The organism is Chitinophagales bacterium (genome assembly GCA_017303835.1).
Taxonomy (GTDB): domain Bacteria; phylum Bacteroidota; class Bacteroidia; order Chitinophagales; family Chitinophagaceae; genus JAFLBI01.
The window spans coordinates 2683958-2696034 of sequence record JAFLBI010000001.1 but is presented as its reverse complement, the minus strand read 5'-3'; the positions used below and the strand labels follow the sequence as shown (position 1 = coordinate 2696034).

Here is a 12077-nt window from a genome sequence, read left to right as displayed (position 1 = left end):
TACGCTTAACTATGACTCAACTCATTGTAACACATGATTTTTGTCATGTTTAACTGGAGTTGTGCGAGGCTTAATCCTGTAAATTGGCTGTGCGCACCAGATCCTTAACTTTCATTATACGGATTCGCTTTCCGTCAAGATCGATGATGCCATCTTTTTTAAATTCTGATAAGAGACGTATGGTAGATTCTGTAGCAGTACCAACAAGGTTGGCAATTTCTTCTCTCGATAAACGCACATTCAAGGTTGTACCATCCTGCTCAAAACCGTAGGTTTCTTTGATGAAGAGCAAGGTTTCAGCCAAACGTTCACGAACTGGTTTTTGTGCCAGATGCGTAATCTTTACCTCAGCTTTATGCAGCTCATCACTCAGCATCTTCATCATCTCGAAAGCCAAGCCAGCATCATGTTTCAGCGCATGCACAAACAAATCCTTTGGAACAAAACACACCTGTGTATCTTCCAGCGCAATAGCAGAAGAACCATAACGGTCTCCACTCAATAATGCGCGATAACCCATAATATCGCCACCCTTCAATAATCTGGTGATATGCTCTTTTCCATCATCGCCGAGATGGGATAATTTAATCTTTCCTTCATTGATACAATACACGCCGAATGGATATGCACCTTCATGAAATATCACCTGTCCTTTCTTGTAGGTGTTACAGACTTTCTGCATGTTGATCTCTTCTAAAAACTCGCTTTTCGCTTTACAGAGAACAGAGGTAAAGCGATGTGCGCAGTACTGGCATTGTGAGTGATCAACTTCGGCTTTCATATAAGAACAGTTGTTAATTCAAATCTAAGTATTTCAACGCTATCTCTGTGAATTTTTCTTGTTTAAATTATTGATTTACAATCTTTTGTGAAAGAAATCAAGGGGCATCTTGTAACAAAAAAAGAACACATTTTATCCAAAACGCGGCGAAACTACAACTAATCAAATGTAAATCAATGAATTAAGCTTTAAATGAACACCTAATTTGGTTTAATATACTTGTACCATTCCCTCAACAGAAAAGTCATCAAACGTTTGCGCTCAAGGTAATAAGAGCTGTCTTAATGCTTCCTGGTTTCCTGAAAAAACATTGAAATCAACCCGCATGGTAATACCACTTACCTGACCCTGATCGCTGTGCTGCCAAAAAGACCAGGGCCGGTTGATTCTCGGCCGCTCAGGCTGAAAATAATGCGCTACCCATAAGGGGTAAGCATTGAAATCCGGGCCAAGTTCCTTTTCATAAAAATCAGCAAAAGTGTAAATAATCGGCTTTCTGCCAGTTGCCTGCTCTACATGGTCCAGCCATTCCTGCAAACGCTTACGCATCAGTGTTCTTGGCACGCGATGCAACTTTTCAATATCTACAACAGGTGGTAGATCGCCCGGTAATAAGGGCACATTTTTCAAGAAATTTTCTGCTTGCTTTTTACCGCTTTTGGTAGCCAAAAAATAGTGATATGCGCCTCGCACAAGTCCAGCTTTACGTGCTTCAGCCCAATTGTAGGCAAATCGTTTGTCAACATCATTCAAACCCTCGGTGGCTTTGATAAATGCAAAGCTGAGTGAAGAGGTATCGGCTTTCATTTGCTTTACCCCAGGCCAATAAATTGCCCCCTGATAACTACTTACATCAATGCCATGAATGCTATAGTCTGCAGGCATACTTATACCAAACGCTTCAAAACTGGTACGCTTAGCAACTACTTCCTGCTGATCTGCTTTCCATTTCTGGTAAACAAACCAACCATTTCCGATCAATAAAACCGCCAATATGCCTACCGGAAGCCATAATTTCCAAGCTGGCTTTTTTGTACGAGCTTTTGATTTTATGGTTTTTTGCTTAACTACCTTATGCTTTGCCATCTGTACGCAAAAATGCTGAAAATATAGCGCGATTAGCGATTGCGCATACACAAAGCTCTGCGATTCTGAATTACTCGCTTATTTTTGGCGCATGCCATATTTTAACTGGAATGACTCGCTCAATTTGATTTCCAAACTCAGGTTTGCAAAAGTTTGGAATGCGGGTAAAGTATGGACCAGCTATCAAATCAGTAAGCTTACCGGTAAACCCACACAGTGGGGTTTACCTATCTCCATTTCTTTTGAGCCAACCACCAGTTGTAACCTGCGCTGCCCTGAATGCCCCAGCGGTTTAAGGGAATTCACCCGACCAACCGGCATGTTGCAGAAAGATTTCTTTCGGCAAACAATTGATGATATTCATAAGGAATTGATCTACCTGATTTTTTATTTTCAGGGTGAGCCATATTTAAATCCGGACTTTCTGGATATGGTGAAATATGCGCATGATAAGGGTATATACACCGCTACTTCTACCAATGCCCATTACTTGACGGATGAAAAAGCACGGAAAACAGTTGAAAGTGGATTGGACAGACTAATCATCTCCATTGATGGTACTACACAGGATGTTTATGAACAATACCGCGTGGGTGGTAAGCTGGAGAAAGTGCTGGAAGGTGCCAGAAATATTGTTAAATGGAAAAAAGCGCTGAACAGCAAAACACCCTTTGTTTTCTTTCAGTTTCTGGTTGTAAAACCAAATGAACATCAGATAGAAGCAGTTAAGCAATTAGGCAAGGAAATCGGCGTGGATCAGGTAAGGCTAAAAACCGCCCAGGTTTATGATTACGAAAACGACCCTAACCAACTTATTCCAAGCATTGACAAATACAGCAGGTATAAAAAAGACCGAAAAGGGCAAATTCGGGTAAAAAGTGGCTTACAAAACCATTGCTGGAAGCTCTGGCATGCCAATGTAATCACCTGGGATGGTATTGTTGTGCCCTGCTGCTTTGATAAAGACGCCATGCACCACCTGGGCAATCTGAAAATGCAAAGTTTTAAAGATGTATGGCATAATGCCAATTACCAGCAATTCAGAAAGGAATTGATGAGCAGCAGAAAAAATATTGACATCTGCTCCAACTGCAGCGAAGGCTTGCGCATTTGGCAGGATTAGTACCCCCTGAAGCTATTGTATTAAACGATTTGGTTGTAAACAGGTTTTTTTTTCTGCGCAACACTTTCCTACCTTGTTCTTAGAAAGAAAACCCCAATGGCACTATCTGCATCCATCATCACCCGTTTACAAACGCAACACCTCGATTTGCGCAAAATATTAGCTGATGTATCTACAGAAGCTTTACATAAGAAACAGGATCAATCCTGGAGTATTTACGAGCACCTGATTCATCTGGCTGTTTACCAACCAAGATTCATTCATCGCCTGAATGATATTGTTCAAAATCAGGCTTCCGTTTTCTCTGCCTACGATACCAAAAAAGATCCCCTTTTCCAGGAATATCAACAATTAGAAGTGATGGATATTTGGGATCGTATTCAGGAAAGAAGAGAAGACCTGATCAGCATTGCTGAAGCCCTGACTGATGCACAACTGAGCAAAACAGGCACCCATGCATTATACGGCAGTATGTCTGTTGGCGACTGGATTGACTTTTTCCTACTGCATGAAGCGCATCACATGTACCGCATGCTTATGTTGAAACTGGAACACAATCCCATTGCGCAACAGAAACAGGTGAATGCCTGATGTGCATTATTGAGACAATCGTCTTGAATCATCCACATACACGCAGTTTACAGCTGACTAACTTATCTTCGACAGATGAAGCAGCTGTTACTATCTACCCTTTTTTCGCTGTTACTGACAGCCTTAAGCGCACAGCAAAATCCCAACTATGAATTTCGTGGTGTCTGGGTTGCTACTGTAGAAAATATTGACTGGCCAAGCAAAAAAGGCCTGTCTGTAGAAGAACAAAAAGCAGAGTATATCCGCATGCTGGAGATGCACCAACGCAATGGCATGAATGTCATTGTATTTCAGGTGCGCCCTGCCGCCGATGCTTTTTATCCCTCACAATATGAACCATGGAGTGAGTATCTCACGGGCGTTCAGGGACAACCACCTTCACCCTATTATGATCCACTGGCTTTTATGATTGAGGAAACACACAAGCGAGGTATGGAGTTTCATGCTTGGCTGAATCCTTATCGCGCTGTGTTCAATATCAACAAATCCAAAATAGCACCATCACATATCACCAAAGTACATCCGGAATGGTTTGTGGATTATGGCGATAAAAGATATTTCGATCCCGGTGTACCAGAAGCACGCGCGCATGTAAACCGTGTTGTTAAGGATCTGGTGAGCAGATATGATCTGGATGGCATTCACATGGATGATTATTTCTATCCTTACCGAATTGCGGGGAAAGAATTTCCTGATGCAAAAAGCTTTGCTGCTTATGGCAAGGGGATGAATAAAGACGATTGGCGCAGAAGCAATTGTGATACCATCATCAAGCAATTGTATGAAACCATCAAGCAAACCAATGCAAGGGTAAAGTTTGGAATTAGTCCGTTTGGCGTTTGGCGCAATCTGGATCAAGATCCCAAGGGTAGTGCCACAAAAGCAGGTCAGACTAACTACGACGATCTCTATGCAGATATTCTGCTCTGGTTAGAAAAAGGCTGGATGGATTATGTGGTGCCGCAGTTGTACTGGGAAAGAGGTTTTAAAGTAGCAGATTATGATGTATTACTAGAGTGGTGGAACAAACATACCTACGGCAAGCATTTGTATATTGGCCAGGGTATCTATCGCGCCGGAACTTCTCCCGCATGGAAAAGCCTTGATCAGTTACCGGAACAAATTCGCTTGCTGCGTAATTACAATACCACACAGGGTAGCGTGTATTTCAGCAGTAAGAGTTTTGTAAAAAATCCGAATGGCTGGAATGATAGTCTGCGCAATAACTATTATGCAATACCTGCATTGGTACCAACCATGCCATGGTTGGATGATGTGAAACCCGCACCACCTAGTGCCAGAAAAAGAGATACGGACCAATACACCCTAATCTATGACGGCAAAGAACAGATTAAGCAATATGTGCTACTTTCTGATAAAGGTGTAAAAGGTGGCAATCCTGTGATTGTGCAATGGATCATGCAAACGGGGAAAACAGATATCCAGGTAAGCCACCACAGACAAAACGGTCACACACTCTTTGTGGCAGCAGTGGATAAGAATAACAATATGAGTAACCTGATTGAACTGAACTAAGTATCAAGAGGAGGCAACTCCTCTTTTTTATGCGCTTTGTTTTAACCATATTATGCTGCATCAACGCTTTTACTATAAGCGCTCAAATAGATTCCACAAAACCAAAGTTTAGCTGGGATGCGTATGCAGGCTTTTACTACAACCACGACTTCAATCAGCCATTCAACAAAGAAAGACCTCCCTTCACATATAACCACAAGCAAACAGCTACGCCAGCATTGAATCTCTTTTTTGTAAAAGGCACATATCAATCGAATAATTTCCGAAGCAATCTGGCATTGATGGCAGGAGATTATAGCAAATACAATCTGGCTGCCGAAGCAAATTTCTGGCAACACATATATGAGCTGAATGCCGGTATCAAACTCAGTAAGCAATCGAATCTATGGTTGGATGCAGGCGTATTTGCCTCGCATATTGGCTTTGAAAGTGCAGAAGGGCTCAATTGCTGGACACTCACGCGCAGCAGGGTTGCAGAAAATTCACCTTACTATGAGTCGGGCATCAAACTTGGCTACATCAGTGTAAACGGTGCATGGCAACTAACTGCGCTACTGGTTCGCGGTTGGCAGAATGTGCAACAACCCTCAGCGAATGCAGCATTAACACCCGCTTTTCAAATCAGTTATACAAAAGGGAAGAATCTTTTTAATTACAGCAATTTCTTTGGCAGAATGGGCTTAAGTAATTATCGCACTTTCAGGCAATATCATAACTGGTACTGGATGCATACTACCAATACCTTGAGTTGGATTCTTGGCTTGGATCTGGGTGTAGACCATTACAGCAATCACCAGCGCAGCTGGATAACACCGGTAGCCATCATGCGCTATCAACTCAACTCCAAATGGTTGTTGGCAACGCGCTATGAATACTTTGCAGACACTAAAGATGCACTTGGTTACGGTAAACTACAAACGAGCGGCTACAGTTTGAATGCCGACTACAAAGTGAATCATTACTTAACACTGCGTGGAGAGTGGAAGCACTTCAACGACCAAAATGCAATTTTCCTGAAGGATGTTAACAGCAGTAATCGCAACAGCAATCTAGCTTTTGCGCTGATACTGGCACGTTAACCAAAGATGACTTCATTAACATCTCCCTGCCAAACACCAAATCGCTCCTGAACAGCTTTGAAACGATGTGTGAAAATGCCTTTCAGCTGGGCTTTCACAAAAACTGTATTGGCAATATCACCCAAAAAGAAAAGCGGCAGTTTGTAATGCACAATATCTGTCATTTCCACCCCACCCTCTATGGCTTTGAAATGGTGCTGGTGATGCCATAGACTGTAAGGACCAAATCGCTGCTCATCTACAAAAAATTGCTTATCGGCCACATGGGTTATCTCTGTCATCCAATACAAGGGGATACCCAATACAGGGCTCACTTTGTATTCAATCACTTGTCCGGCATACATTCTTTCACCATGATGCTTGGAAATGATATTGAAACCCAAATTAGAAGGGGTAATGTCTTTTAAATTATCCGGCTTGCTGAAAAAGTCCCAGGCGCGCTCCAAATCAATGGGCATACGCTGAACTGTCTTGATGGAATAAACCCTGCTCATGGCGATGTTTTCTATACAACACATCTGCAATTAAAAGGTTGGGATACTGTAGCTTTGAAAGCATGACAAGGGCAGAACAAGAAGCAAATTTTCGTTCCATTTATGCGGGTTTAAACCCACAACAGCAGAAAGCAGTAGATACCATTGAGGGGCCAGTAATGGTGATTGCAGGCCCCGGCACCGGTAAAACACAGATTCTTTCGGCGAGAATTGGTAAAATTTTGCTGGAAACAGATGCATTACCGGAAAATATTCTTTGCCTTACCTATACCGATGCCGGTGTGGTAGCCATGCGCAAACGTCTGCAACAATTCATCGGGCCCGACGCATACAAAGTGAACATTTACACTTTCCATGCTTTTTGTAATGATATCATTCAGGAGAATCTTTCGCTTTTTGAAAAGAACACTCTTGACCCTATTTCTGATCTGGAAAGAATTGCCCTCTTCAAAGAACTGATCAATGCTTTCCCCAAAAATCACCCGCTCAAAAGATACAGGGGCGACGTCTACTATGAGATTGGCCACTTGCAGAACTTATTCAGCACCATGAAACGTGAGGGCTGGAGCAGTCAGCAAATTGAAACAGCAATTGATGCTTACATCAATGATCTACCGAATAGAGATGAATTTGTTTACAAGAAAAAGTATCGGGACAAACAAGCTGGTGACCTGAAAGAAGACAAGATCAATGAAGAAAAAGAGCGCATGGAAAAGCTTCGTGCTGCAGTGAAAGAATTTGATCGCTTTCAGGAACTGATGCGCAGGCGAAATCGCTATGATTTTGACGACATGATTAACTGGGTGATTCGTGCTTTTGAAACGAACAGCAGTTTGCTTTCACGATATCAAGAGCAATTCCAGTATATACTGGTGGATGAATATCAGGATACTAGTGGCACACAAAACAAGTTAGTACAGTTATTGATCAGTTTCTGGGATGCACCAAATGTGTTTGTGGTAGGTGATGATGATCAGAGTATCTATCGCTTTCAGGGTGCCAACGTGGCCAATATGCTCTCCTTCGCGCAGCAATACCAGAAAGATTTATTGACCGTGGTGCTAACGCAGAACTATCGTTCTACGCAGCCGATTCTGGATGCCTCCAAAACCATCATTGATAAAAATGAGGAGCGATTGGTGAAACAAATGCCGGGATTGAGCAAGGAATTAGCATCTGCTAATACCAAGATCAATCACCTAACCCATACGCCAAAGCTGGTATTATACAACAACCAGCATGAAGAGATGATGGGCATTACTCAAGCCATTGAACAATTACTACAGCAAGGCATTGCACCTGGTAAGATTGCAGTCATTTACAAAGAAAATAAATATGGCGAGGAGCTGGCTCGATACTTCAGGCTAAAGCAAATACCATTTTACAGTAAAAGAAACGTCAACATACTTGAGCAACCACTCGGCAGGCAACTGGTATTGATGCTGCAATTTCTGGCTGCAGAGCACGATACACCTTATGGAGGCGATGAAATGTTATTTGAAATCCTGCATTTCGAATGGTTCAAAGCCAAGCCCATGGATATTGCCAGACTATCTGTGGAAGTGGCTGCTAAGCAGTTCAGTGATCAAAAAACCTCATTACGCGAACTACTTTACACCAAAGCACAACAGCCGGCTAAAGATCTTTTCAGTCAGGCCCTTGACCCCGCACTCAAACAAGCCAGTGCTGTGTTGGAAAACCTGATTGCCGCTGTACCGAATAATACTTTACAACAGTTGTTCGAGTTAGTGATTCAGCAAACAGGTGTTTTGAAACACATCATGCAGCATGCTGAAAAGCATTGGTTGTTACGCATACTGACGGGTTTATTTGACTTTATCAAAGAAGAAACCCGTAGGAACCCAATGCTTTCGCTGGCTCAATTGGTGAGCATCTTGGAATTAATGGAAGAAGAAGACCTCCCATTACCATTGGTACAAATTAATGGCAATGACAGTGGCGTGAATCTCTTAACAGCACATGGCTCTAAAGGACTTGAATTTCAATATGTATTCTTTGCGGGTTGTAATGCAGGCGCTTGGGAGAAAAAGAAAAAACCAGGAAGCGGGTTCAGACTTCCGGATACATTATTAGGCACAAGCGTGAGCTCTGCTCAGGCAGATGCAGAAGAACTTCGACGTTTATTTTATGTTGCATTAACAAGGGCAGAGCAGAGCCTGACTTTATCATTCAGCAGATTCAATACAGAAGGCAAAGAGATTGAACCAAGTATGTTTGTTGCCGAGCTACAGGATCAACATGGGTATACGCCTGAAACAATTGTATTACCAACTGCAACATTGGACACTTTCCGCGCATTGCAGTTTATGGAACAAGCCAGACCGGAAATCAGCGCAGCAGAAGAAGCATTTGTGGCACCATTGCTGGATAAGTTTGTCATGAACGTAACGGCACTGAATAACTATTTGAAGTGCCCACTTAACTTCTATTTCAATAATCTCGTTCGTGTTCCATCCGGTAAATCAGAAGCCACAGAATTTGGCTCGGCAGTACACCACGCATTGCAAAAGCTGTTTGAAAATATGCAGCAGCACAACAATGTATTTGCAGATAAAGCAGCATTCATCGAAGGCTTTGATTGGTATATGCATCGCCATCGTGAAAATTTCACCAAAGAGCAATTTGATCGTCGTATCGAATATGGCCACGAGGTATTGAGTAACTATTACGACACCTATATCAACCAATGGAACAAGATAGTTGCTGTGGAAAGAAGCATTCGTAATGTAGTGGTGAAGGGCGTGCCCATCAAGGGCAAGTTGGATAAGCTGGAATTCAACGGTAAGCAAGTGAATGTGGTTGATTATAAAACCGGAGATATTGATAAAGCAAAAAACAAACTCAAGCCACCTCACGATAAAGATCCAAACGGCGGCGATTACTGGCGCCAGGCGGTGTTCTATAAATTATTGGTAGATAATTACCAGCAGAAGGACTGGCAGGTGGTGAGTACGGAGTTCGATTTTATTGAACCTGATAAGAAAAAGCAATACCAAAAAGCCAAAGTGGTGATTACCCCTGAAGATACCACCACTGTTAGTGAGCAGATTGTAACAGTTTGGAATAAGATTCAGGCAAGGGAGTTTTACACAGGTTGCGGCAAGAAGGATTGCGATTGGTGCAATTTCGTAAAGACCAATGAACTGGCAATTGCCCTGCATGATGCTCAAGAGCCGGATGCAGAAACAGATTGATTTAAGAACAATTTCACAGGCTTGCTGGTGAAACACACTAAGTTTGCACACGCATGTATCAGAGAATATTTCAGCTAGGATTGACACAGATTATTTGCACAAGCATCTGTTTATTACTATTCAGCAGTTGTGCCAATATCATTCCTCCCGGTGGCGGACCGAGAGATTCCATAGCCCCAAAGTTAGTGATGGCTGTACCAAAAGACTCTGCTACTGGTGTTACTACTGACCGCATCACCCTCACTTTTGATGAGTTTGTAGACATCAAGCAACTGAACGAAAACTTGATTGTATCGCCAAACCCTAAAACACAGCCGATAGTAGATTATCGCTTGCGTAATGTCTATATAAGACTCAAAGACAGTTTGCAACCAAATACCACATATGCATTCAATTTCGGGAATGCGATTGTGGATGTGAATGAGGGTAATCCGGCCAGAGGCTTTACCTATGCATTCACCACGGGTAGAGTATTAGACGATAATACATTTAGCGGAAAAGTGAAACTTGCCGAAACAGGTAAAATAGACAGCACATTGATTGTGGTGCTGCATCGTAACCTGAATGATACGGCTGTTGTAAAAGAGCGCCCACTCTACTATTCCAAGATCAACGGTAAAGGGGAATTTACGTTTCGCTACCTGCCATCAGGTAGATTCAATGTATTTGTACTACCTAATGATTATGGTAAAAAATATGACGACAGTACCAAAATGTTTGCCTTTCTGCCAGAACCGGTAGATATTCTAAGTACAGGCACCAAGCCAGTTAACCTGTATGCGTTTGAAGAAACCAAGCGCAAAGAAAAACCCAAACCTGCTGCTAATGCTGCAGAACCAGCCGCAAAGGGCAATAACACAGAAAGAAAGCCAAGTCCTTATATCCGCACACTGCCTAATCTGGAAAATGGAGCACAAGATGTATTGAGCAACATGCAGATTAATCTCAGTAAGCGCATCGTATCTATGGATACCAATGGTATTCGCCTGACGGATACATTATTCAAATCCTACACAGGGTATCAACTACAGCTCGATAGCAATAAAAGCAGCATCACGCTGAAATATCCCTGGAAGACAGATCAGCAGATGATCTTACTTATCACCAAGGAAGCGCTAAAAGACAGTTTGGGTAATACTTTAGCCAAGACAGATACTATCCGCTTTAGAACTAAAAAAGAAAGTGAATATGGCGCCATCCGTCTTCGAATCACCAATCTCGATCTGAATACAAACCCGGTTCTTCAATTTGTTCAAAACGATAAAATCGTTGAGGCAATACCCATGCGCAGCAAAGAATTGGTTCGCAAACTCTACAAACCCGGAGAATACGAGCTGCGGATACTTTCTGACCGCAACCAAAATGGTGTTTGGGATAGTGGCAACTACCGAACCAAACAACAACCTGAAATCGTGATACAGCTTGCAAAGCGATTAGCAGTAAGGCCCAATTGGGATAACGAAGTGGATCTCTCACTCAGCAATGAGTAAAAACATTTCTGTATTCCCTTTTCATTCAGCAACCATCATAATATCTTCGCGGCATGCAATTACCCTCCACCCTTCTGGAAAATGCCGTAGCCGAGTTTGCCAAACTGCCGGGTATTGGTAAAAAAACAGCCTTAAGACTGGTATTGCATCTGCTGAAAACTGAGGTGGAAGAAGTACAGCATTTTGGTGAAACTATTGCCAAAATGCGTCGCGATATCCGTTTTTGTAATCGCTGCCACAATATATCTGACGGAGATATTTGTGCCACTTGTGCCAATACCATGCGTAATCAAAAGCTGATTTGTGTGGTGGAGAACATACGCGATGTTATTGCTATTGAAAGCACCCAGCAATACAATGGTATTTACCACGTGCTCGGGGGGATTATCTCTCCATTGGATGGAGTTGGACCAGATCAGTTGAACATAGAAAGCTTGGTGAACCGGATCAGTAAAGAAGGTACAGAAGAATTGCTTTTTGCTTTAAATCCAACCATTCAGGGCGATACGACTATCTATTATATCCAGAAAAAGATTCAACACCTGCCATGCAGGATTACGACAATTGCCCGAGGCATTGCTTTTGGTGGCGAACTGGAATTTGCTGATGAAATGACCCTGGCACGTAGCATTGCCAACCGCCTGCCCGTGCAGCAGTACGTAAAATAAGCTTGCTGATTAAG

General features: G+C 42.5%; 10 protein-coding genes. 7 read left to right on the top strand and 3 right to left on the bottom strand.

The features are described 5' to 3' along the window. Nucleotides 1-70 precede the first annotated feature (70 nt). Together J0L83_12265 and J0L83_12260 are read right to left on the bottom strand one after the other, a co-directional pair. On the bottom strand, nt 71-781 hold the full coding sequence (locus tag J0L83_12265) for a Crp/Fnr family transcriptional regulator (protein ID MBN8665347.1): 711 nt from the start codon (nt 779-781) through the stop codon (nt 71-73). A 261-nt stretch (nt 782-1042) separates the two neighbouring features. Beyond that, the gene (locus J0L83_12260) at nt 1043-1867 is read right to left on the bottom strand and encodes a glycoside hydrolase family 25 protein (protein ID MBN8665346.1); all 825 of its coding nucleotides are present in this window, start codon (nt 1865-1867) and stop codon (nt 1043-1045) included. A gap of 91 nt (nt 1868-1958) precedes the next feature. Between J0L83_12260 and J0L83_12255 the strand changes: the two genes are divergently transcribed. The 4 genes from J0L83_12255 (at nt 1959) to J0L83_12240 (ending at nt 6196) form a co-directional block, all read left to right on the top strand. Further along, a complete protein-coding gene (locus J0L83_12255) occupies nt 1959-2990 on the top strand; it encodes an SPASM domain-containing protein (protein ID MBN8665345.1) in 1032 nt (343 codons plus the stop codon). Between the two features lie 96 nt (nt 2991-3086). Further along, complete coding sequence (locus J0L83_12250) at nt 3087-3581, top strand: DinB family protein (GenBank protein ID MBN8665344.1); 495 nt, start codon at nt 3087-3089, stop codon at nt 3579-3581. 75 nt (nt 3582-3656) lie between these two features. After that, complete coding sequence (locus J0L83_12245; protein ID MBN8665343.1) at nt 3657-5117, top strand: family 10 glycosylhydrolase; 1461 nt, start codon at nt 3657-3659, stop codon at nt 5115-5117. Nucleotides 5118-5146: 29 nt separating this feature from the next. After that, on the top strand, nt 5147-6196 hold the full coding sequence (locus J0L83_12240) for a porin (GenBank protein ID MBN8665342.1): 1050 nt from the start codon (nt 5147-5149) through the stop codon (nt 6194-6196). Here J0L83_12240 and J0L83_12235 read toward each other — a convergent pair. Then, complete coding sequence (locus J0L83_12235) at nt 6193-6690, bottom strand: SRPBCC family protein (GenBank protein MBN8665341.1); 498 nt, start codon at nt 6688-6690, stop codon at nt 6193-6195. The genes J0L83_12240 and J0L83_12235 overlap by 4 nt on opposite strands. A 62-nt stretch (nt 6691-6752) precedes the next feature. Between J0L83_12235 and J0L83_12230 the strand changes: the two genes are divergently transcribed. From J0L83_12230 to recR, 3 genes are read left to right on the top strand one after another with little or no spacing between them, the layout of a single operon-like run. Then, on the top strand, nt 6753-9905 hold the full coding sequence (locus tag J0L83_12230; GenBank protein ID MBN8665340.1) for an ATP-dependent helicase: 3153 nt from the start codon (nt 6753-6755) through the stop codon (nt 9903-9905). Nucleotides 9906-9958: 53 nt separating this feature from the next. Further along, nucleotides 9959-11395, top strand: a complete 1437-nt coding sequence (locus J0L83_12225; GenBank protein ID MBN8665339.1) for an Ig-like domain-containing protein — start codon at nt 9959-9961, stop codon at nt 11393-11395. Between the two features lie 53 nt (nt 11396-11448). Continuing rightward, complete coding sequence (recR, locus tag J0L83_12220; protein MBN8665338.1) at nt 11449-12063, top strand: recombination protein RecR; 615 nt, start codon at nt 11449-11451, stop codon at nt 12061-12063. Nucleotides 12064-12077 lie beyond the last annotated feature (14 nt).